Source organism: Rugamonas sp. GW822-FHT03B10 (assembly GCF_058801745.1).
Genome location: NZ_JBXANP010000024.1, coordinates 40,710 through 63,092, shown reverse-complemented (window position 1 = coordinate 63,092; position 22,383 = coordinate 40,710). Strand labels below are relative to the sequence as shown.

The 22,383-nt window shown below is 63.3% G+C and carries 22 protein-coding genes; 1 reads left to right on the top strand and 21 read right to left on the bottom strand.

The window, feature by feature from the left end; genetic code table 11:
• Positions 1-25: 25 nt before the first annotated feature.
• The 8 genes from AC1RQG_RS25145 to ppc form a co-directional block, all read right to left on the bottom strand.
• Positions 26-532, bottom strand: coding sequence for a hypothetical protein (locus AC1RQG_RS25145; protein WP_493135701.1), 507 nt, complete (start codon positions 530-532; stop codon positions 26-28).
• 85 nt (positions 533-617) lie between these two features.
• Entirely contained in the window at positions 618-1,121 is a 504-nt protein-coding gene (locus tag AC1RQG_RS25140) for a hypothetical protein (RefSeq protein WP_493135699.1), read from the bottom strand.
• 452 nt (positions 1,122-1,573) lie between these two features.
• Positions 1,574-2,023 (bottom strand): hypothetical protein, encoded by a 450-nt coding sequence (locus AC1RQG_RS25135; RefSeq protein WP_493135697.1) that lies wholly within the window; start codon positions 2,021-2,023, stop codon positions 1,574-1,576.
• Between the two features lie 374 nt (positions 2,024-2,397).
• The gene (locus tag AC1RQG_RS25130; protein ID WP_493135695.1) at positions 2,398-2,640 is read right to left on the bottom strand and encodes a hypothetical protein; all 243 of its coding nucleotides are present in this window, start codon (positions 2,638-2,640) and stop codon (positions 2,398-2,400) included.
• Positions 2,641-2,838: 198 nt separating this feature from the next.
• The gene (gene eno, locus AC1RQG_RS25125) at positions 2,839-4,122 is read right to left on the bottom strand and encodes a phosphopyruvate hydratase (RefSeq protein WP_493135693.1); all 1,284 of its coding nucleotides are present in this window, start codon (positions 4,120-4,122) and stop codon (positions 2,839-2,841) included.
• Between the two features lie 14 nt (positions 4,123-4,136).
• Positions 4,137-5,534, bottom strand: a complete 1,398-nt coding sequence (gene pyk / locus AC1RQG_RS25120) for a pyruvate kinase (RefSeq protein WP_493135705.1) — start codon at positions 5,532-5,534, stop codon at positions 4,137-4,139.
• 92 nt (positions 5,535-5,626) lie between these two features.
• Entirely contained in the window at positions 5,627-6,640 is a 1,014-nt protein-coding gene (gene gap / locus AC1RQG_RS25115) for a type I glyceraldehyde-3-phosphate dehydrogenase (RefSeq protein WP_493135691.1), read from the bottom strand.
• A gap of 70 nt (positions 6,641-6,710) precedes the next feature.
• The gene (ppc, locus tag AC1RQG_RS25110) at positions 6,711-9,479 is read right to left on the bottom strand and encodes a phosphoenolpyruvate carboxylase (RefSeq protein WP_493135689.1); all 2,769 of its coding nucleotides are present in this window, start codon (positions 9,477-9,479) and stop codon (positions 6,711-6,713) included.
• A gap of 269 nt (positions 9,480-9,748) precedes the next feature.
• Between ppc and AC1RQG_RS25105 the strand changes: the two genes are divergently transcribed.
• Positions 9,749-10,537 carry a substrate-binding periplasmic protein gene (locus AC1RQG_RS25105; RefSeq protein ID WP_493135687.1) on the top strand — a complete coding sequence of 263 codons (789 nt, stop codon included), beginning with the start codon at positions 9,749-9,751 and terminating at the stop codon, positions 10,535-10,537.
• A 39-nt stretch (positions 10,538-10,576) separates the two neighbouring features.
• Here the strand turns inward: AC1RQG_RS25105 and AC1RQG_RS25100 are convergent, their stop codons facing one another.
• The 13 genes from AC1RQG_RS25100 to AC1RQG_RS25040 form a co-directional block, all read right to left on the bottom strand.
• On the bottom strand, positions 10,577-12,241 hold the full coding sequence (locus tag AC1RQG_RS25100; protein ID WP_493135685.1) for a methyl-accepting chemotaxis protein: 1,665 nt from the start codon (positions 12,239-12,241) through the stop codon (positions 10,577-10,579).
• 94 nt (positions 12,242-12,335) lie between these two features.
• Positions 12,336-13,388, bottom strand: a complete 1,053-nt coding sequence (dmpG, locus tag AC1RQG_RS25095) for a 4-hydroxy-2-oxovalerate aldolase (protein WP_493135683.1) — start codon at positions 13,386-13,388, stop codon at positions 12,336-12,338.
• Positions 13,388-14,302: an acetaldehyde dehydrogenase (acetylating) gene (locus AC1RQG_RS25090; RefSeq protein ID WP_493135681.1), complete on the bottom strand. Its 915-nt coding sequence runs from the start codon at positions 14,300-14,302 to the stop codon at positions 13,388-13,390. The genes dmpG and AC1RQG_RS25090 overlap by 1 nt, the downstream gene beginning before the upstream one ends.
• The gene (locus AC1RQG_RS25085) at positions 14,299-14,499 is read right to left on the bottom strand and encodes a tautomerase family protein (protein WP_493135679.1); all 201 of its coding nucleotides are present in this window, start codon (positions 14,497-14,499) and stop codon (positions 14,299-14,301) included. Before AC1RQG_RS25085 ends, AC1RQG_RS25090 begins: the two co-directional genes overlap by 4 nt.
• A 30-nt stretch (positions 14,500-14,529) precedes the next feature.
• Positions 14,530-15,321 (bottom strand): 2-oxo-3-hexenedioate decarboxylase, encoded by a 792-nt coding sequence (dmpH, locus tag AC1RQG_RS25080; protein ID WP_493135703.1) that lies wholly within the window; start codon positions 15,319-15,321, stop codon positions 14,530-14,532.
• Between the two features lie 8 nt (positions 15,322-15,329).
• Positions 15,330-16,127: a 2-oxopent-4-enoate hydratase gene (gene dmpE / locus AC1RQG_RS25075; RefSeq protein ID WP_493135678.1), complete on the bottom strand. Its 798-nt coding sequence runs from the start codon at positions 16,125-16,127 to the stop codon at positions 15,330-15,332.
• 7 nt (positions 16,128-16,134) lie between these two features.
• Positions 16,135-17,595 (bottom strand): 2-hydroxymuconic semialdehyde dehydrogenase, encoded by a 1,461-nt coding sequence (locus AC1RQG_RS25070; protein ID WP_493135676.1) that lies wholly within the window; start codon positions 17,593-17,595, stop codon positions 16,135-16,137.
• Positions 17,596-17,765: 170 nt separating this feature from the next.
• Positions 17,766-18,824: an NADH:ubiquinone reductase (Na(+)-transporting) subunit F gene (locus tag AC1RQG_RS25065; RefSeq protein ID WP_493135674.1), complete on the bottom strand. Its 1,059-nt coding sequence runs from the start codon at positions 18,822-18,824 to the stop codon at positions 17,766-17,768.
• A gap of 9 nt (positions 18,825-18,833) precedes the next feature.
• The gene (locus tag AC1RQG_RS25060; RefSeq protein ID WP_493135672.1) at positions 18,834-19,190 is read right to left on the bottom strand and encodes a phenol hydroxylase subunit P4; all 357 of its coding nucleotides are present in this window, start codon (positions 19,188-19,190) and stop codon (positions 18,834-18,836) included.
• 78 nt (positions 19,191-19,268) lie between these two features.
• A complete protein-coding gene (locus AC1RQG_RS25055) occupies positions 19,269-20,786 on the bottom strand; it encodes a YHS domain-containing protein (protein WP_493135670.1) in 1,518 nt (505 codons plus the stop codon).
• Positions 20,787-20,797: 11 nt separating this feature from the next.
• Positions 20,798-21,067, bottom strand: coding sequence for an MmoB/DmpM family protein (locus AC1RQG_RS25050; protein WP_492713661.1), 270 nt, complete (start codon positions 21,065-21,067; stop codon positions 20,798-20,800).
• Positions 21,068-21,076: 9 nt separating this feature from the next.
• The gene (locus AC1RQG_RS25045; RefSeq protein ID WP_493135668.1) at positions 21,077-22,069 is read right to left on the bottom strand and encodes an aromatic/alkene monooxygenase hydroxylase subunit beta; all 993 of its coding nucleotides are present in this window, start codon (positions 22,067-22,069) and stop codon (positions 21,077-21,079) included.
• Between the two features lie 21 nt (positions 22,070-22,090).
• The gene (locus AC1RQG_RS25040; protein WP_493135666.1) at positions 22,091-22,378 is read right to left on the bottom strand and encodes a phenol hydroxylase subunit; all 288 of its coding nucleotides are present in this window, start codon (positions 22,376-22,378) and stop codon (positions 22,091-22,093) included.
• Positions 22,379-22,383 lie beyond the last annotated feature (5 nt).

Sequence of the window (22,383 nt, the reverse complement as noted above, 5' to 3'; positions counted from 1 at the left end):
GCTGCCGTGCCACGCGATTTCGGCGTTACACGGCATGTCGCCTGACGTCAAATTCCACACGAAACGGCATAGAGCCTGAAATATCTTCATCGTTCCAGCGAATGGTAAGAAGATGATCTCTAATGCGTTCGAAATTCTCTGGCGAATTTCCAGTGTAAGAAACTAATACCGTTAGTGACTTTTCTCCGCGAGGAACTGACAAAAACCAGCCATCCCATTTTCCACCGTCAGAAGCGCGCGTGCGTTTATAAAGATTTCCCTTTATGTACTTTGTATTTATCTTTTCCGGCCGGTTTTTATAAAGAGCGCGCCAGGCCGGATCAGTTTCCAAATTTGATTTGGTTCGTCCTCCTGCGAACGCAATTACCGTTTCACCTGCATCGTCAACTATGAAGCTTCCACTTTTCATTGGAGCCAAATCTGATGGAACATCAATGGTTACTCCTGTTCCAACTATGGAAACAGGAGTTGAATTTGCAGTCGAACTTACAAAATACCCCAAAAACACGAAGGAGATTAATATTGATTTCATGTTATTTTATTTAGACTTTCAACATAAGAGATTTCATAAATTACTTTAATAATTATGGATGTCTGCTCCTGGCCGTTAAAAGAAGCTACTCTTTTCGTCGAACCTGCATCGAAATCGCTACGTTATATTTTCCTGGCAGGCTATAAGAGCTGAAGATCCAGTCTGCAAACGGCCCAGTCGGCAATGCAAGGTGGTAAACCGATCCAGTGACATTGGGATTGCCGCCGATCAGCTCCTCACTTACTTTGAAAGGCGTTGACGGAGGAGGTAAGGCTTTCTTTAATTCATCTTGCACAGCGGCTCGGTCGTCAGCATGCGCAAAAACCGTACACAGCCCGCCTTGCTCAAGGGCGATTGCAATTCCCTCGCCAACATAAACACTTCCGGCCGAGCCCTGGCGTAGCAGGGTTTGTTTTTGCTCGCCAGTCGCTGGACTAAGTCCCAACTTCTGAGCGCTCACTTCGCCTTGGCTTACGTTGCCAAGTGCGCCCATACATACTTTGAAAAAACTATCTACAGGCTTCACCACTTGTGCATCAGCGCCGTTTGCGATAGCCAGTCCAAGCAACGAAATATAAAATTTCTTCACAGATTTCCTTCTTTATTACACATACATCCGGCGGCTATTGGCCGATGAGAGACTACAGCAACGCTTGCTTCCGGCTCTTTGCGGTCATACATCTTTAGTGGCTCGGCGTTTGAATATCAGCGGCAATAAGAGCATCGCAACTGTCATTAACCCAACTAATCCGACTATCACGGCAGGCCCGACCCATAGAGCAAAATTGTGGAAAGAGGCCAAAATTGGCCTGGCAAAGAATGTACCAATTATGCTGCCTACTATCGCGCTGAGTAAAATTCGGTAAAAAGCCCTACGTGACGGTCCGGGCTCGTATCGATTTTTTTTATTCAAAAAAAATGTCCTTTTATCTATTAGCGACGAAAATGTTCTTCGACCGGCTGCTTGTGGCCGGTTGCTGTCACCCTGGGCGGTCACTCGTAGTTTGGCGCACTAAATCAACTTCCAGATGAAATTTAGTCTTACCTATTTAAAACTCGATAACAATACCACGGCATAGCCACACTAAATTTTCCGTTAGGCAATAATTCAACGGCCACACGATCTGAGTCCCATCGCATCCAGACTGAAGTATCTTGAGTGTAGAACTGCACGCCATTTCGCTCGAAACTTCGAGTAAATTTCATCGATTTCAGGAAGGAACGGAGCGCATCATTTGACAACCCATCAACAACTCCATAAACAGGCAAACATATCAAGATTGATGGCAACATACCGATGAATCCGCCAATCAACATAGAGCGCATAAGATGCCTGTCTATGAGCGACAGAAAAAAAGCCGCCTGGCTTAAAGCCAAGATGCCGACAACTAAGGCCGAGACTATTGCCCAGTCACGCTTGGAAGCAAGCGCAGCATATCCAAATGATTGCTTTTGAAAAAAACTCGTCTTCATAATGCTGTTAGCTAACAATTAAGTTCGTTGTACCGCGTGAGTCATCTCGGTAGTCTATAAAAATTCCGAGGGGCCGCTGGCGGCCGACTGCCGACCTTGGCAGAATAGCATCTTGCCAGATGGCAAAAAATCACACTTTGTCACACCCGAGGAACATGTAGCTTCTCTAGTCAAGCTCTGCTCACTCTCAAGCGTGGCCAATCCGCCAGTGCGCATCTGTCAGACGCCAGTCTGCACAATAATCCCTCCTTCTTCGTTGGGGACAGGCGGCCGGGAACTGTCATTCCCGCGCAGGCGCGAATCTCACTATGTTTTTTGGATGGGAACAATTAGATTCTCGCCGCCGCGGAAGGACAGCTGATGGGCGCTAGCCGCAGCGGACAGTTTGCGCTTTATCGCTTGTGTTCGGGGTTTGATAGCTGAGAGCGTCCGAACACTCTTGTCTCACCGCCCAGTTCAGACACTGGTTTCGCGTCCGGCGCCAGCGTGACCATCACCACGCCATCTTTGATCTGAACGCCAATGGGCAAGGGTTCGGTAAGGTGAAGCAATTTGCTTTCCGCACGCCATTTCGCCGCACCGGCCCGGTAGTTGGCGATCAGCTCGGCATCCGATGCCGGTCGGATACCTCTCACCGCTCAGATCCACTGGATCAAGTGCTGCATCAGATCCGAATCTCGGCCATTCAATATAGCCAACCATAGCATCGCCATCGGGTACCCTGACTGAGCTTTTCAGTTCACATTCTTAGATACTTCAAGCTTCTTCCAACTTCCTGAAAAAGCAAAACGGCCGGATCGCTCCGGCCGTCTTGCGCTGTTACCGCAACCCGCTTACTTCAGGTTGTAGAACGCGTCGCGCCCCGGATAGGAAGCCACGTCGCCCAGGTCTTCCTCGATGCGCAGCAACTGGTTGTACTTGGCCATGCGGTCCGAACGAGACATAGAACCGGTCTTGATCTGCAGCGCGTTCAGGCCCACCGCGATGTCGGCGATGGTCGCGTCCTCGGTCTCGCCCGAGCGGTGCGAAATCACGGCCGTGTAACCGGCGCGCTTGGCCATCTCGATGGCGGCGAAGGTCTCGGTCAGCGTGCCGATCTGGTTGATCTTGATCAGGATCGAGTTGGCGATGCCCTTCTGGATGCCTTCCTTGAGGATCTTGGTGTTGGTGACGTACAGGTCGTCGCCGACCAGCTGCACCTTCTTGCCCAGTTCCTTGGTCAGGATCGCCCAGCCGTCCCAGTCGCCTTCGGCCATCGCGTCTTCGATCGAGATGATCGGGTACTTGTCGCACCAGGTCGCCAGCAGGTTGGTGAACTCGGTCGCGGTCAGGCTCAGGCCTTCGCCTTCGAGCTGGTACTTGCCATCCTTGTAGAACTCGGAGGCGGCGCAGTCCAGGCCCAGCGCGATCTGGGTGCCCGGCTGGTAGCCGGCTTCCTCGATGGCCTGGATGATCAGCTTGATCGCCTCTTCATGGTTGGCCACGGACGGCGCGAAGCCGCCCTCGTCGCCCACGGCCGTGGTCAGGCCCTTTTTGTGCAGGATCTTCTTCAGCGTGTGGAACACTTCGGCTCCGTAGCGGATCGCTTCGCGGAACGATGGCGCACCCACCGGGATGATCATGAATTCCTGGATGTCCAGGTTGTTGTCGGCATGCGCGCCGCCGTTGATCACGTTCATCATCGGCACCGGCAGTTGCATACCGCCCGAACCGCCGAAGTAGCGGTACAGCGGCAGGCCGGCTTCCTCGGCGGCGGCCTTGGCCACGGCCATCGACACGGCCAGCATGGCGTTGGCGCCCAGGCGGCCCTTGTTCTCGGTGCCATCCAGATCGATCAGGATGCGGTCGAGGAAGGCTTGCTCATTGGCGTCCAGGCCCATGATGGCTTCCGAGATTTCGGTGTTGATGTTCTCGCAGGCTTGCAGCACGCCCTTGCCGAAGTAGCGCTTCGGATCGCCGTCGCGCAGCTCGATCGCTTCGCGCGAGCCGGTCGAGGCGCCGGACGGCACGGCGGCGCGGCCCTTGGCGCCCGATTCCAGCAGCACTTCGCATTCCACGGTCGGGTTGCCGCGCGAGTCGATGATTTCGCGGCCGGTCACATTGATGATTGCACTCATTGCTACAGCTCCAGTCAGTTGTCGTTCAGCGCGGCTGCGCCGATTTTCATGATCTTCAAGGCGTTGGTGCCTCCCACCACCCCCATGGGCTCACCCCACGTGAGCACCACGTTGTCGCCGGCCTTCACCGCACCGCGCTTGACCAGCAGATTTTCGACCGCACGGAACGCTTGCTCCTTGCCGCCGTCCACCTTCAGTTCCAGCGCCGTCACGTTGCGGTACAGCGCCAGCTTGCGTTGCGTGGACAGGCTGGGGGTCAACGCCAGGATGGGGATGTCGATGTTGTTACGGCTCATCCACAGGGCCGTGGAGCCGGATTCCGTCAACGCGGCGATGGCCTTCACGCGCAGGTGGTGCGCCGTGAACAGCGCGCCGTAGGCGATGGACTGGTCGATGCGGCTGAACGAGGCGTTCGACAGGTCCACGTCCAGCTGGCAGGTGTCCCACTTCTCCGCGTCCAGGCAGATGGCGGCCATGTGCTCCACCGTCTCGACCGGATAACGACCGGACGCCGTTTCGGCCGACGTCATCACGGCGTCGGTGCCGTCCAGCACCGCGTTGGCCACGTCGGATACTTCAGCGCGGGTCGGCACGGCGTTGACGATCATCGATTCCATCATCTGGGTGGCGGTGATGGCCAGCTTGTTGGACGCGCGCGCCATCTTGATCATGCGCTTCTGCAGCGCTGGCACGGCGGCGTTGCCCACTTCCACGGCCAGGTCGCCGCGCGCCACCATGATGCCGTCCGACGCGTCCAGGATTTCCTGCAGCGCCGGAATGGCCTCGGCGCGCTCGATCTTGGCGATCATGAACGGCTTGTGGTCATACGGCTCACCGGCGATGTTGGCCAGCTGGCGCGCCATCTCCATGTCGGTGGCGTTCTTGGGGAAGGACACGGCCAGGTAATCGGCCTGGAAGCTCATGGCCGTCTTGATGTCTTCCATGTCCTTGGCCGTCAGCGCCGGCGCGGACAGCCCGCCACCCTGGCGGTTGATGCCCTTGTTGTTGGACAGTTCGCCGCCGATGCGCACGGTGGTGTGGATCGCGCTGCCCACCACGCTGTCGACCACCAGCACGATCAGCCCGTCGTTCAGCAGCAGCACGTCGTCCGCTTTCAAGTCGCGCGGCAGGTCCTTGTAATCGAGACCAACGCGCTCGTCGTTACCCAGCTCGCAGGCAGCGTCCAGTACGAACTTGGCGCCGGCCACCAGCTCCGTCTTGCCGTTTTCGAATTTACCGACGCGGATCTTGGGGCCCTGCAGGTCGGCCATGATGGCCACTTCACGGCCGCATTCGCGGGCAGCCTCGCGCACCATGCGCGCGCGGTCCACGTGGTCCTGCGCGCGGCCGTGCGAGAAGTTCAGGCGCACGACGTCGACGCCGGCCCGGAACATCTTGACCAGCGTGGCCATGTCGTTCGAGGCCGGGCCGATGGTGGAAACGATCTTGGTCGCGCGATGGGTAACGGTATTGGGCACGTTTGTCTCCTGGTGAGGATAGATTGTTATTTGGATGCGGCCATCAGGGCCACGGTGGTGTCGAGCATGCGGTTCGAGAAGCCCCACTCGTTGTCGTACCACGACGACACCTTGACCAGACGGCCCGACACCTTGGTCAGGGTCGAGTCGAAGTTGGACGAGGCCGGGTTGTGGTTGAAGTCCACCGACACCAGCGGTTCGGTCTGGTAGGTCAGCACGCCTTTCAGCGGGCCTTCGGCGGCGGCCTTCATCAGCGCGTTCACTTCTTCGACGGTCGTATCGCGCTTGGCGATGAACGACAGGTCGACCAGCGACACGTTGATGGTCGGCACGCGGATGGCGAAACCATCGAGCTTGCCGTTCAGTTCAGGCAGCACCAGGCCCACGGCGGCGGCGGCGCCGGTCTTGGTCGGGATCATGCTCATGGTGGCCGAACGGGCGCGGCGCAGGTCCTCGTGCATCACGTCGCTCAGCACCTGGTCGTTGGTGTAGGCGTGCACGGTCGTCATCAGGCCCGTCTCCACGCCGATGGCGTCGTTCAGCGGCTTGACCAGCGGGGCCAGGCAGTTGGTGGTGCACGAGGCGTTCGAGATCACGGTGTCGGTCGACTTCAGCACGTGCTGGTTCACGCCGTACACGATGGTGGCGTCGACATCCTTGCCGCCGGGCGCGGAGATGATGACCTTCTTGGCGCCGCCCTTCAGGTGGGCCGACGCCTTTTCCTTGGTGGTGAAGAAGCCCGTGCATTCGAGCACCACGTCCACGCCCAGCGAACCCCATGGAATCTCGGCCGGATTACGCTGCGCGAACACGCGGATCACGTCGCCGTTGACGATCATGTTGTCGCCGTCCACCTCCACCGTGCCGGGGAATTTTCCGTGGGCCGTGTCGTAGCGGGTCAGGTGGGCATTGGCCTTGGCGTCGCCCAGGTCGTTGATGGCCACGATCTGGATATCCTGCTTCTTGCCGCCTTCGTAGAAAGCGCGCAGCACATTGCGGCCGATGCGGCCATAACCGTTGATTGCTACTTTGATCGTCATGCTCAGTTCCTCGGGGTTGGTTGGAAGGACACATCATTCGTTACGGGTGCTGCGTGCGGAGCTGCGGCGTTTAGCCGCTGTTGCGCAAGCCGGCCGCGATGCCGTTGATCGACAGGTGCAGGCCAACGCGCGTGTCGGCGTCCGCATTGTTGTCGCGATAACGGCGCAGCAGTTCGACCTGCACGTGATTGAGCAAGTCCACATACGGGAAGCGGTTGCGGATCGAACGTTGCAGCAGCGGGTTGTGGTCCTGCAGTTCGCGCTGGCCGGTGATCTGCTTGACCGCGTCCACCGTGCGCGCATGTTCGGCCTGGATGCGGCCGAAGATGGACTCGCGCAGCGCCACGTCCGTCACCAGGCTGGCGTAGCCGCTGGCGATGGCGATATCGCTCTTGGCCAGCACCATGTCCATGTTCGACAACAGCGAGTGGAAGAACGGCCAGTCCTGGTACATCTGGCGCAGCATGGCCAGGCGTTCGGCCGGGGCGTCGGCCAGGAAGGCGGCGACGGCCGAGCCGAAACCGTACCAGCCCGGCAGCATCAGCCGGCATTGCGACCAGCTCAGCACCCAGGGAATGGCGCGCAGGTCCTCGATCTTGCCCGCCGCCTTGCGCGAGGTGGGACGGCTGCCGATATTGAGCGCGGCGATCTCGGAAATGACGGTCGATTGCCAGAAATAGGTGTCGAAGCCTTCCGTCTCGTACACCAGCGAGCGGTAAGCCTGCATGGCCGATGCCGACAACGCCTCCATGGCCGCCAGCTGCGCCGCGTCGGGCTGGAACTGGCGCTCGCCCAGCAAGGTGGCCTTGAGCGTGGCCGCGATCATCACTTCCAGATTGCGGCGCCCCACTTCGGCGTTCGCGTACTTGGCCGTGATCACCTCGCCCTGCTCGGTGACGCGGATGCGGCCCTGCACCGTGCCGGTGGGCTGGGCCATGATGGCTTCGTAGCTTGGGCCGCCGCCACGGCCGACGGAACCGCCACGGCCATGGAACAGCTGCAGCTTGACGCCATGGCGCGCGAACACCCTCACCAGTTCGATCTCGGCCTTGTACAGTTCCCAGCCCGAGGTCAGGTAGCCGCCATCCTTGTTGCTGTCGGAATAACCGAGCATGACTTCCTGGCGCATGCCGCGCGACTGCAGCAGCCGCATATATTCAGGCGCCGCGAATGCCTGTTCCATGATGGCGGGACCGGCGCGCAGGTCTTCAATGGTTTCGAACAGCGGAATGATGTTGACGGCCAGCGTGCCCGCCTCGCGGCGCAGCAGGCCGAATTCCTTGCACAGCACCGCCACTTCCAGCAGGTCCGACAGGCTGGCCGCCTTGGAGATGATGTAGTTGCAGATCGCATCCTGGCCGTAGGTGTCGTGCGCCTGTTTCAATTGCGCGAAGATGGCCAGTTCGCCGGCCGTGGCTTCGGAATAGCCTTGGTATGGGCTGACCAGCAGCCGTGGCGATGCGATTTCCTCGCGCAACAAGGCGCAGCGCTGGGCTTCGTCCAGCGCCAGGTAGTCGCAGCCGGGACGGGCGTGGGCCAGCAGCTCGGCCACCACGCGCTCGTGCACGTCCGAATTCTGGCGCAAGTCGATCGGCGCCAGGCTGAAACCGAACACCTGCACCGCGCGGCGCAACTGGCGCAGGCGGCCCTTGGCCAGCGCGCCCGCACCGTGGGCCAGCAGCGAATGGTGGAGGATGTCCAGATCGTCGCGCAGTGCTTGCGCGCTGGCGTAATGCGGCGCCTGCGGCTGCGGCGCCCGCGCGTCCGCGTCGTCGGCGGCGCCGGTCAGCAGCGCGTGCGTGGCCGACAGCTTGGCGTGCATGCCATGCAGCGCGCGGCGGTATGGCTCGTCCACCTGGTGCGGCGAACCGTCCGTCGCCTCGTCGGCGAGGCGGCGCAGCTCGTCGGAGCTGCCGCTCAGCGCTTGCGCCAGCGAGAACTGCGACGCCAGCGTGTGCAATTCCGTCAGATAGTGCGACAAGGCGACGTTCGCCTGGCGCTGCAAGGTGGCGCGCAGCACATCGGCCGTGACGAAGGGATTGCCGTCGCGGTCGCCGCCGATCCAGCTGCCGATGCGCATGAAGGGGGGCAGTTCGCGCCCCTGCCAGGCCGGGTCCAGCTTGCCCAGCGTATCGTGCATGCTGCCGTACAGCTGCGGCAAGGTGGTGAGGATGGTGCGGTTGAAGAACGACAGGCCGTTCTCCACCTCGTCCAGCACGGACAGCTTGGTCGTGCGCAGCAAGCGGGTCTGCCACAGCGTGACGATGCCGCGCGCCAGCGCCTCCTCGTTCGCGGCCTCCTCCTCGGGCGTCATCTGGATGCGGTCACGCTCGTCCAGCAGGCGGGCGATGGCCATCTGGCAGTTCAGGATGCTCTTGCGCTGCACTTCGGTGGGGTGGGCCGTGAACACGGGGTTGATGCACGCTTCGGCCAGCACCTGCTGCAACTGGTCCGAGTGGCCGTCGTCGACGATGTTCTTCAGCGCCTGCGCCAGGCTGCCGTTGCGCGGCGCGGTGCCGGCGATCAGGTGGGCGCGGCCGCGGCGGGTGTGGTGCTGGTCTTCCGCGATATTGGCCAGCAGAGAGAAGTAGCTGAACGCGCGGATCAGTTGTTTGGTATCGACCGGGCTCAGTGCATGCAGCTGTTCCTGCAGCGCGTCGCGCCCTTCCTGCGACGGACGCTGGCGCAGGCCGATGGAGGTTTGCCGTATCGTCTCGATGGACTTGAACACCTCCTCGCCATGCAGCGAGCGGATCGCATCGCCCAGCAGGCGCCCCAGCTGGCGGATATCCCGGCCCAGCAATTCATCTTTGTCAAATAGTGCGTTTGAACCGTCCATGTACCCGCCAAATTGTAGTGAATTTACGTAGAACATTCATGGACAAGCATAAATGCCCTCAAATTTCAGAATATTCTACTGATTAAAGTGAGAAATTACAATGCACTGCACAATTACGTGAAATTTTACTACACGCATGAAAGAAACTGACAACTTGCCCGCGCATCGAGCGACGCCCAGCGGGAAGCGACCCGCCACGCGGCGCGGCCGGCAAACGATGCTATATTGAACACTTGGGCAAGAGCCAGGAAGGGAAACCGGAGGCGCATATGCATCGACTCCTATTGCCAGCGCTGTTGACGCTGTCCACCGCGAGCGTATCCGCCATGGCCGACAACTACCACTGCGTGTCGCTCGCCTACCCGCCACTGATCCAGCAGGATGCCGGCGGCCCGGCCCATGGCCTGGCGGTGGATGTGGTGCGCGCCGTGTTCGCCCGCCTTGGGCATGAGATGACGGTGGAGGTGATGCCCTGGGCACGTTCGCTCACACTGGTCAGATTGGGCCAGCGCGACTGCGTATTCACCATCTTTGAAACGCCGGAACGCGAGCAGTTCCTCGACTTCAGCAAGCAGTCCATCATCCCGCAGCTGATCTATTTTTACGCGAGAAGGGACGCCGGCCTCGCCTTCAACGGCGACCTGGGCGCGCTGGCGGGACGGCGGGTCGGCACCGTCATGAAGGTCAATTACGGCGCAAAGTTCGATGCGGCCCGCGAGCACTTCACGGTGCACGAGGTGGCATCGCTGGAGCAGAACTTCCGCAAACTGGTGCTCGGCCGCGTCGATCTGGTGCCGAGCAACGTCTACACGGCCACCTACACGCTGGCCAGCATGCACGACCCGGCCGTCGAGGCGGAAGTAGTCCAACTACCGACCCCGCTTGAAAACGTCGCCAGCCACATCGCTTTCGCCAGGAGCCGGCGGCTGACGGCGCTGCGCGACCAGTTCGACAAGGAGTTAAAGGCCTACATCGCCAGCGGCGCCTACCGTCACTTGCTGGAGCGGTACCGCATCGCCATCACGCCGGAGATGGCGCGCTTCCTCGACAATGATTAAACGCGGCGCCACAAGCGAAAGCCATGCGCAGGCGACACGCTACACCGCGCGCGCCAGGCCGCGCCCAACCGGCGCCTGCCGGGGACTGTGCTCAAGCTTGACCACGGCGCCGTCACGCGCCGCCAGCCGGAACACGTTCACCAGATGCCCGAGCCGGACGGCCTGCTGGCGCATGTTCTCGGCGCCGGCGGCGGCCTGCTCGACCAGCGCGGCATTCTGTTGGGTCATGGAGTCCAACTGCACCACCGCCTGATTGACCTGGGTGATGCCCCGGCTTTGCTCGGCGCTGGCATCGCTGATCTCCCCCATGATACTGGCCGAGCGGTCGATCGACAGCGCGATGCCGCTCATGGCGTTGCCCGCCGCGTCGGCCAGCTGGCCGCCCTGCCCCACCTGGCCGACCGCCCCCTCGATCAGCCCCTTGATCTGCTGCGCCGCCGTGGCCGAGCGCTGGGCCAGCGTGCGCACCTCCGCCGCGACCACGGCGAAGCCCCGCCCCTGCTCGCCCGCGCGCGCCGCCTCCACGGCCGCATTCAGTGCCAGGATATTGGTCTGGAACGCGATCCCGTCGATGACGCCGATGATGTCGGTGATCTGCTCCGCGCTGGTGCGTATCCGGCCCATCATGCCCACCACCTCGCCGACGGCGCTCTTGCCCAGCGAGGCGCTGTCGCAGGCGGCCACCACCAGCTTGTTGGCGTCGCGCGCGTGGTCGGCGTTCTGCCGCACCGTCTGCGTCAGCTGCTCCATGATGGACGCCGTTTCCTCCAGCGCGCTGGCCTGCGCCTCCGTGCGCGCGGCCAGATCGGCGTTGCCGGCCGCGATCTCGCTGGCGCCCTGGTTCACCAGCACCGTGGCCTCCTGGATCTGCCCGACCAGCAGCTTGATATTGGTCTGCAGGATGCGCAACGCCTGCATGACGGCGGCCAGTTCGTCGTAGCCGTCCGCATCGATCTTGCCGGACAGGTCGCCGGCGCTCATGCACTCGATGGCCGCCTTGGCCTGCTGCAGCGGCAACAGGATGCCGTGATACAGCAGCGGAACCAGCGCCAGCGCCGTCAACGCAGCCACCACGGCCGTGATGCTGGCCCAATAGCCGGTCACGCCCGCGCCCGGCCACGCGCAGGCGGCGCTCACCAGCGACAGCACCGCCAGCCCGCCGCCGGCCGCGCTCAACCTGGCCTTGATGGTCATCTTGCGGAATGGATTGAGCCGCGCCGACAAGGTCCGCGCGACCGCCTTGCCTTCCCTGATCTCCATGTGCTTGTCCCCGTTATTCATGGCCCGGTAGGCCAGGTCGGCGGCCCGGATCTGCTGCGCCGTCGGCTTGATGCGGATGGAGATGTAGCCCACCACCTTGCCCTCCTCCAGGATGGGCGCCGCATTGGTCTCGACCCAGTAGTAGCCGCCGCTCCTGGTCTTGTTCTTCATCATGCCGACCCACGTCTTACCGCTGCTCAGCGTGCGCCAGAAGTCCTCCGCCACCAGCTTGGGCATGTCGGGATGGCGCATGATGCTCTGATGGGCGCCGATCAATTCCTCGGCCGGGTAGCCGCTGATGCGGACGCAATCGGGATTGACATACGTGAAGTGGCCTTTGATGTCCGTCTTCGAGATGATCATGTCCGACTCGCTGAGCACATACTCGCCGCCGTTCTGGCGGGCCCTGCTCGCGATGGTCCGGGTGGTGATGGGATTGCTCATGGGAGGTTCCAGTGGTGTAAAGGCGGGGCCGGCGGCCCGGCGCGGCGGGCCGATCACGGCCGCCGTCCGTCCCGCCCGCCCCGCCGTCAGGCCATTAGGCCGCTTTGCCCAGCAGCAGGCCGCGTTCACGCGCCATGGTCATCGCCGTGTCGGTGATCATGTCTTCCTGCCCGCCGATCATCTTCTTGCGACCCAGTTCGATCAGGATGTCGCGCGCCGGCACGCCGAAACGTTCGGCGGCGCGCTTGGCATGCAGCAGGAAGGTCGAATACACGCCCGCGTAGCCGAGCGTGAGCGAATCGCGGTCCACGCGCACCATGTGGTCCATCAGCGGCACCACGATATCCTCGGCCACGTCCATCAGTTTGAACAGGTCGCAGCCGGTCTCGATGCCCATGCGTTCGCACACGGCCACGAACACCTCCAGCGGCGTGTTGCCGGCGCCGGCGCCCAGGCCCGCCACCGAGCCGTCGATGCGGCTGGCGCCGGCCTCGATGGCGGCGATCGAATTGGCGATGCCCATGCCCAGATTGTGGTGGCCATGGAAGCCGATCTCCGTCTCCGGCTTGAGCACCGCGCGCAGCGCGCCCACGCGCGCCTTGACGTGCTCCGGCAGCATGAAGCCGGCCGAATCGGTGACGTAGACGGTCTGCGCGCCATACGATTCCATCAACTTGCCCTGCTGGGCCAGCGCATCCGGCTCGCTCAGGTGCGACATCATCAGGAAGCCGGTGGTGTCCATGCCCAGCTTGCGGGCGAACGCGATGTGCTGCGGCGAGGTGTCGGCCTCGGTGCAGTGGGTGGCCACGTGCACACTGCGCGCGCCGCAGTCGTAGGCCGACTGCAGCTCCTTCATGGTGCCCAGGCCGGGGATCAGCAGCACCGATACCTTGGCCTGCTTCATCTTCGGCACCACGGCGTTCAGGTATTCCTCGTTGCTGTGCAGCGCGAAGCCATGCTGCAGCGAGTTGCCACCGAGGCCGCCGCCGTGCGTGACCTGGATCAGCGGCACGCCCGCATCGTCCAGCGCCGTGGCCACGGCCACCATGTCGGCGATGGTCATCTGCTCGCGCTTGGCGTGCATGCCGTCGCGCAGGCACATGTCATGGATGACGACCTTGCGGCCTTTGAGACTGTTCTCGTTCATTATGCGATCTCCATGGGAGAGAGTTGGATGGTGCCGGCGATGATCTCCTCGGCGAACATTTCGGCCGTGCGCGTGGCGGCGGCCGTCATGATGTCCAGGTTGCCCGCGTAGCGCGGCAGGTAGTCGCCCAGCCCCGCCACTTCCATGAACACGGTGACGCGCTTGTCGTCGAAAATGGGACCGTTGACGAGGCGGTAGCCGGGCACGTACTTCTGCACCTGCTCGATCATGGCCAGCACGGCGGCCGTGATGCGGGCCTGGTCCGGCGCCTCGTCCGTCAGGCAGGAGATGGTGTTGCGCATCAACATGGGCGGTTCGGCCGGGTTGATGATGCACAGCGCCTTGCCCTTGCGCGCGCCGCCGACGGCGCAGATCGCGTTGGACGTGGTGTAGGTGAATTCATCGAGGTTGGCGCGGGTGCCCGGACCCACCGAGCGCGACGCCAGGCTGGCCACGATTTCGCCGTAGCCCACGCTCTGCACGCCGGATACGGCGGCGATGATGGGTATGGTGGCCTGGCCGGCGCAGGAGATCATGTTGACGTTCATGACCACCTTCTCGGTCAGCGAACGCAGGTTCACCGGCGGCACGCACAGGGGGCCGATGGCGGCCGGCGTCAGGTCGATCATCATCACGCCCAGCTCATTGAGCTTGCGCGAATTCTCCGCGTGGACATAGGCCGAGGTGGCGTCGAACGCGATCTGGATATTGTCCTCCAGCACGTGCGGCAGCAGACCGTCCACGCCGCCGGCCGTCGTCTTCAGGCCCATGTCGGCGGCGCGCTTCAAGCCTTCCGACTGCGGGTCGATGCCCACCATCCAGACCGGCTCCAGCAGCGGGCTGCGTTGCAGCTTGTAGATCAGGTCGGTGCCGATATTGCCGGAACCGATCAACGCGCATCGTATCTTCTTCATGCTGCCTCCTGCTTGCGTTGGCCGACGGTGATGCCGCCGACGGCGAAATGTTCTTCCGTGTGTTCGGTGATCAGGACGCGGACCTGCTCCGGTCCCACGCCCAGCGTCTCCACCAGCGCAGTAGTGACTGCCGCCACCGCGTTGCGCTTCTTTTCCGTGCTGCGTCCCGCCAGCAGGTGCATTTCGATAATTGGCATGGTGATGCCTCCTTGCTTGTTTAGAATCCGTTATTCGATGAAGCGCATCGACACGCTGCCCAGCTCCTGGAAGCGGGCCACGACGCTGTCGCCGGGCTTGACGGGGATGGCTTCCGTGATGCCGCCGCTCATGACGAAGCTACCGGCCGGCAGCACCTCGCCCTGTTCGGCCAGGATGTTGACCAGCATGGCGATGGCCTCGGCCGGATGACCCAGCACGGCGGCCGAAGCACCCGTGGCCACGATCTCGCCGTTCTTCTCCATCACCACGCCCAGCGTGCGCAGGTCCACGTCGGCCGCGTAGCGCGCGCGGCCACCGGCCACGTAGCGCGCCGACGAGCCGTTGTCGGCGATCACGCTCGGCATGTCGAACTTGAAGCCGGAGAAGCGCGAATCGATGATCTCCACGGCCGGCAGCACGTAGTCGGTCGCATCGAGCACCTGCTGGAGGGTGCAGCCCGGCCCCTGCAACTGGGCCTTGGTGACGAAGGCCACCTCGCATTCCACGCGCGGGTGCACCAGGTCGGAGGTGGTGATGGCCGAGTTCTCGGGCCGCGCCATGTCGGCCATGAGGAAGCCGATCGACGGGGCGTTCACGCCCATCTGGATCATCTTGGCGCGCGAGGTCAGGCCCGCCTTCCAGCCCACCAGCCGCCGGCCATTGGCCAGGAAGCGCTTGCGCAGCGCGTGCTGCACGGCGTAACCGTCGTCGCTGGTCATGTTCGGATATTCGTCCGTCAGCTTGGGGATGGCCTGGGCGCGCGCCTGCGCGCCTTCGATGCGCTCGCACAGGCGCACAACGTCTTCAGGCTTCAACGTGATTTGACGGCTCATACCGCACTCCTTCCGGAAAATTTAACTTGGCAGCTGCCGAGGCCACCGACGGTGCAGGTCAGCTGGTCGCCGTCGGTCACCGGCACCAGCGCCGACTGGGAGCCGGACAGGATGATCTCGCCGGCCTTGAACGGGATGCCGAGCGCGCCCAGCGTATTGGCCAGCCAGGCCACGGCGTTGGCGGGCGAGCCTTGCACGGCGGCGCCGGCGGCGGTGGAGAACACTTCGCCGTTCTTTTCCAGCACCATGCCGGCCAGCGTGATGTCGAGCTGGCGCGGGTCGCCATGGGTCTTGCCGAGCACGAACACGCCGCACGAGGCGTTGTCGGCCACCGTGTCCTGGATCTTGATCTTCCAGTCGGTGATGCGCGAATCGACGATCTCGAAGCACGGCACCACGTAGTCGGTGGCGCGGATCACGTCCATGGCCGTCACGCCCGGGCCGACCAGATCGTGCTTGAGCACGAAGGCCAGTTCGGCTTCCGCCTTGGGCTGGATCAGGCCATTGAGGTCGATGGCGTCGCCCTCCTGGTAGATCATGCCGGAGGTGAGCTGGCCGAAGTCGGGCTGGAACACGCCCAGGAAATCCTGCACGGCCTTGCTGGTGACGCCGATCTTCTTGCCGACGATGGTTTCGCCGGCCTGCAGGCGGCGCGCGACCATGCGCGACTGGATGCGGTAGGCGTCCTCCAGCGTGATGTCTGGCGTGCGCGCCGTCAGCGGCGGCACGGTCTTGCGGTCGACGTAGGCTTGATACAGTTCGTCGCCGTATTGGGTGATGGTGTTATCGTCCATGAATTCCTCAGAGCTTGACGCAAACGTTGCGCATTTCGGTATAGAACTCCAGCGAGTGCACGCCGCCTTCGCGGCCGATGCCCGACTGCTTCGAACCGCCGAACGCGGTGCGCAGATCGCGCAGGAACCAGCTGTTGATCCAGGTGATACCGACCTCGATGCGCGCCGCCATGCGGTGCGCGCGCGCCAGGTTGGTGGTCCAGATCGTCGTCGACAGGCCGTAGTCGTTGTCGTTGGCCAGGTTGACCACTTCATCCTCCGTGTCGAACGGACGGATATGGCAGCACGGGCCGAACACTTCCTCGCGCACCACGGAGGCCGTCTCGGGCAGGCCGGTCCAGATGGTGGGCTGCACCCAGTTGCCCTGCTCCAGCGCGGCCGGCATGTCCGGCACGCCGCCGCCCGTCACCACCGTGGCGCCCTCCTCCACCGCCTTGGCGTAGTAGGACAGCACCTTGCGGCGGTGCTCGTCGCTGATCAGCGGGCCGTAGTTGGCCTCGGGATCGTCGGGGCGGCCGAACTTGACGGCTTCCGCCTTCTGCTTGAGCGCGGCGACGAAGCGCTCGAAGATCGGGCGCTCCACGTACACGCGCTCCGTGCCCAGGCACACCTGGCCCGAGTTGAGGAAGGCCGAGCGGAAGATCCCTTCCACGGCCGCGTCGAAATCGGCGTCCGCGAACACGATGCCGGCGTTCTTGCCGCCCAGTTCGAACGACACGTCGCGCATGCCTTGCGCGGCGGCCTGCATGATGGTGGTACCGGTGCGCGTCTCGCCGGTGAAGGTGATCGCGTCCACGCCCTGGTTGCGGGTCAGGTACTCGCCGGCCGAGGACGGGCCGAAGCCGTTCACCACGTTGTACACGCCGCGCGGGATGCCGACCTTGTTCATCACCTCGCCCAGCAGGGCCGCCGTCAGCGGCGTCTCCTCGGACGGCTTGACCACCACCGTGTTACCGCAGGCCAGCGCCGGCGCCACCTTCCACGTCATCAGCAGGAACGGCGCGTTCCACGGCGAGATCACGCCCACCACGCCCTTGGGCACGCGCAGACCGTAGTTCAGGGCGCTGCGGCCATCGGGCGTCGCCATCTGGAACGACTCGGTCGGCACGTTCTTGATGACGTCGGCGAAGACCTTGAAATTGGCCGCGCCGCGCGGAATGAACACATGGGTCATCACGTGGCGGGGCTGGCCCGTGTCGGCCATCTCGGCCGCCACGAAGTCCTCGAAACGGCGCGTGATCTCGTCGGCCACGCCGTACAGCAGATCGACGCGCTGGTCCGTCGTCAGCCCGCCCCACACGCCATGGCGCGCAGCCTTGGCGGCGCGCACGGCGCGGTCCACGTCCGCCTGGCCGGCTTCGGCCACGCGGGCGATCACGCGGTTGTCGATCGGCGAGCGCTTGTCGAAGGTCTTGCCTTCCACACTGTCGACGAACTCACCGTCGATAAAATTCTTCACTATTTGCATTGCCAACTCCTTACGGTGCTTTCGTCGGGCGAAAGCGGGGATAGTTTTTGCGCGGCGGTCCCCGTTTCAAACGGAGACCGACTGAAAGCCAGTTTAGGGACGGCAAGCCATACCGTCCAATACCTTTGTTCCGGCGCCGTGATACCCGTAAGGTATCAGGCGCCACGCCCTCAGATCGAGCGGAACAGCGGGCTGCGCACCTGCTGCGCGTCGGCCGCCGAGATGAATTTCTCGGTGTAGATGTCGCGCTCGAACAGGCGCCCCTGCATCAGCGTGTTGATGCAAGCGTCGATCATCAGCGGCGGCCCGCACAGGTAGGCCTTGTGGCCACGGAAGTCGTTGTCGAAGTGGGCCTTCGCCGCCTCGTGCACGAAGCCGCGGAAGCCATGCCACGCGCTGCCTTCCGGCTCGCCCGACAAGGCCGGCACGTAGTGGAAGTTCGGGTGCTTGGCGGCCAGCGCCAGGAACTCGTCGTGGTAGTACAGTTCCTCGCGCGTGCGCTGGCCGTAGACCAGCGTGATGGGCAGCGTGCTGCCCTCGGCCAGCAGGTCCAGGATCATCGAACGGGGACTGGACAGGCCGGAGCCGCCCGCCATGAAGATGGTGGGCACGGCCGCCGACTTCTTGACGAAGAAGCGGCCGTACGGGCCGGACAGCCGCACCCGCTCGCCCACCTTCATACTCTGGTGGACGTAGCCGGTGGCGCGGCCGCCCGGCACGATGCGGATATTGAGCTCCACCTCACCAAGGCCGGGCGGGCCGGCCAGCGAGAACGCGCGGCTGCCCATGTCGTCCGGGAAGTGCAGGTTGACGTACTGGCCGGCCTGGAAGTCGATGCCGGCAGGATCATCCAGCTTGATCCACACGCCCTTGATGGTGGGCGTGAGCGACTCGATGCGGCTCACGGTGCCCATGTAATCGCTCACGGGCAGGTTGCGGGCGTCCGCGTCCTCGTCGATCTCGGCCTCGATCACCAGGTCGCTTTGCGGCGTGGCGCAGCAGGCCAGGCACTTCTGCTCGTCGCGCTCGAAGTCCATCAGCGCGAACGAGGAGGCGGCGCCGTGATCGACCTCGCCGTCCACCACCTGCACCTTGCAGGTGGCGCACAGGCCGTGGCAGCAGGCATGCGGCAGGTAGATGCCGGCCCGCAGCGCGGCGTCGAGTATGGTCTGGCCCTCTTCCACCTCGATGGTCTGGCCCAGCGGCTCTATGGTCAGTTGGTAGCTCATTTCAATACCTCAGGCGGCGGCGCACAGCGTGTTCAGGCCCGGCGTGCTGAAGCGGATCTGGTCCTTGTGGCCGATGCCGTTGGCGGCCACGGTGGCGGAAAAGTCCGGCGTCCACGGCTGGTTCGATTTCAGCCACTCGACCTTGCTCCAGTCGATCGCGCCGGCATCGGGGTCCGGCTGCAGCAGCGGCACCAGCATGGTGTCGCGCACGTCGCCCAGCTTCATGTCCGGGGTGACGCACAGCAGGAACGGCGACGCGAACAGCGAGTGCCGGTCCCAGCTCGCGTACAGCAGCTGCTTGCCATTGAAGTTGGCCACCGCATCGCGCGCCACGCCCACGTATTCCTTGATTGAAGTTACAGCCATGATGATTCTCCTCGCATCTATTTGTCATTGCGGCGCCGCCCGCCAGCCCGTGCCGGCCGGCGGCGCCATTCGCGGCGCTTACTTGTTGGCCTTGGCCATGCCGCGCCAGCGGTCGAAGTTGGCCTCGTCCTGGGAACCGACGAAATCGCCGTTGTCCACGCCATCCTTCAGGCTGACCCAGTCCATCCACGCGCCCACGTCGCCGCCCAGCTCCTGGAACAGCGCCGGCATCGGCAGCCAGGCCTGGATGTACTTCTCCGGCTCGTTCTCGAAGATGTCCTGGCAGTGGTCCGAGCAGAAGTGGTACTTCTCGCCCTTGTACTCGGTCTCGCGGTGGCAGCTCAGCGTCGGATCGCCCGGCTCGTTGAACACGGACGGCAGCTGGCAGCACTGGCACAGCTTGGCCAGGCCGAAGTTCTTGAACGGCGTGCCGGCGTCGGCCAGCTTCTTGATGTGCTTCCAGCGCGGCCGGTAGTACTTGTCGAACGTGGTCGGGTACTTGGCCGACAGCCATTCCATGTCGTCCTCGGACGGAATCCAGCTGTGGAAGGCGGTGCCGAAGCTCCACTGGTACAGGCCCAGCATGAACTGGTGCGACATGTGGTCGATCGCCTCGCCGGCGTCGGCCCAACCCTTGGGAGGACGGATGCCGTAGCGCGCCAGGTCGCGGAACAGCGCGCCGCCGTTCTCCTCGCCGTAGATCTCCCACGCCTCGCGCCACGACATGACGCGCTTGGGCAGCATGTAGTCCATCATGGTGCTGACCAGGCCCAGCACGCGGAAGCCGCGCCAGAACCACTTGTCGATCCAGCCCTGCACGATGGGCAGGTTGTCCGGGTCCTGCTCCAGCATGAACTTGATGCACTCCAGGCCCAGCGTCATGTGGCGCGCCTCGTCCGACTGGGCCGAGAAGCCGAAGGTGACGGTGGCCATGTCGCCGTTGTAGGCGGCGCCGGACATGAACGGCACGAACAGCAGGTTGGTCAGCACGTATTCGAACGAGAAGCCGATGGCGATCATGAATTCGAACGGGCCGGCCGACATCGCGTCGTCGAAGAACGAGCGCGCCACCGAGGTGTACCAGATGCGGTCGCGCTGGTCGGCGAAGGCGTGGAAGCCGTTGTAGTACTTGTTGTAGTTCGACAGCGCATGGATTTGCGTCTGCGCGTGGCGGATCTCGTCGATGGCCTGCATCTGGCAAGCCACCTGCGTGCCCACGCCGGGGAACTCGCGGCCCGCGCGCGAGAAGCCCTTGTGCGCCGCGTACTCGCCGGGGCTGATCGCCTGCAGGAAGATCTTCAGCGCGCTCAGGTAGCGCGCGTCCGTGATGTTCAGGTGGCCGTTGTTCTGGGCGTGCGCGTCGATCACGGCGTAGAACTTGCGCTCCTTCTCGGCCTGGTATTTCCAGTACGAGTCCATGGTCAGGCGGAACGGGTCTTCCCACTTCTCCCAGTCGTGGATCTTGATGCCCTCGTAGCGCGCGTACGGGTACACCTCCTCCTGCGGCTGGTAGCTGGTTTCCCAGGCCAGGTCGCGGGTCAGCAAACGGTATTTTTCCTTCAGGCCCAGCTTGGGCTTGGTGACTTTGGTATCCATGTCGTGATTCCTTAATTGTTCCAGTGGAGCGTGAGTTCGTCTTCCGTCTCGTCGACGTTGCCGCTGAGCGTGATCAGGTTGACCTGCAGTTCCTGCAGATCGAAATGGGCGCCGGTCTGCTCCTCGATGGAGCTGCGGCGGATCACCAGGTGGCCGGGGGCGTTGATCTTGACCATGGCCGGATCGCGCTTGATGGTGGCCTCCGGGTTGTCGGCCAGGATGGCGTCGATGATGGGACGGGTCGCTTCGTTCGCTTGCAGTGCGATAAATACAGTGGACATGGTGCCTCCTCAGACTTCGATGCCGATTTTGTTCATACGCGCCTTGAAGGCCGCCACTTCCTCGCCGAGCACCTCGTCGGCCTCCGCGCCCAGCGCCAGACCGGCCACCGGCAGCAACGCGCTCGCCGCGCGGTTACTCCACTTCTGGGTCCAGTCCTGCAGCACGGCGCGGTTATGCGCCGACTCCGCCGCGGCGGTGCGCAGCACGGCATCGACCCACTTGCGGGTTTCGTCGAACCAGTCGTTCATGAACTGGGTGAGCATGGCCACGGCCGAACCGCCGGCCGTGGACCAGGTGTCGTCCACCACGCGCTCGTAGATCAGCGGGTACAGCAAACCGTCCATCGCCGCGTTCTGCGCCACGAACAGCTCGAACGGATCGCGCAGCACCAGGCAATCCTCCATGTAGCGGCGCAGCGGCTGCCACGCGTCGTCGGTCATCCAGGCGCGCTTGCCCTCGGCCAGCGCGTCCGTGCCCTCCAGCAGCAGGCCAAGGCGCGACAGGTACTGCGCGATGCCCAGGTTGTCCATCGCGTGGTACATGCACGGCTGGGTGAAGATGGTGCTGTAGCCGTAGCCGCAGATGAAGGTGTTGTTCAGGTTCGCGCCATAGGCCGCGTGACGCAGCGGCACCAGCACGCGCAGGGCCGCCTCCTTCAGGTTGTCCGGCAGCGCGTCGGCCAGGCCGCGCGATTCGACGAAGCTGAAGTTGGCCTCGGCCGTGTCCTGCTGGCGGGCGCGGGCCAGCGTGTAGGTGTTGTAGTAGAACTGGCGCGGGTCCTTCAACGCGTACCAGTCGGCCATCACGATCTTGGTGATGGAGGCGTCGTACAGTTCCTGGCTCGGGTCCCAAGTGGGGCGATAGTGCAGGTTCTCGGCGGCCTGGATATCGTAGCTGCCCTCCTGGTAGCGCGAGGCTGGCTTGTCGCCAAAGCGGCGCGCCAGGTGGTCGAAGGTTTGCCGCAGGGGCTGGATGCTCAGTGTTTGCAGATCGATTTGCATGGTGGTTCTCAAATAAGATGGTTATGCATCGGTGGACTTGAACGGGTGCGCGGTCGCATCGGACAGGCGCCAGTCCCAGTCGTCGGGCGTGTCGGACGGCGCGGACGCCGGCAGCACTTCCACCTGGTTGGCCTCGCAGAATTCCGCGTAGGCGTCCGGGGTGAGGATCAGCTCGACGAACAGTTCCGGCTCGCCGATGGCGAACTCGAACTCGATGAAGCCCTTTCCGCGCCCGCCGCGCGGACGCACGAAGCGGCGCGTGGTGTCGAGCGTGCGGGACGGCGTGGCCGTGTCCAGAACGGGTTGCATGGCGG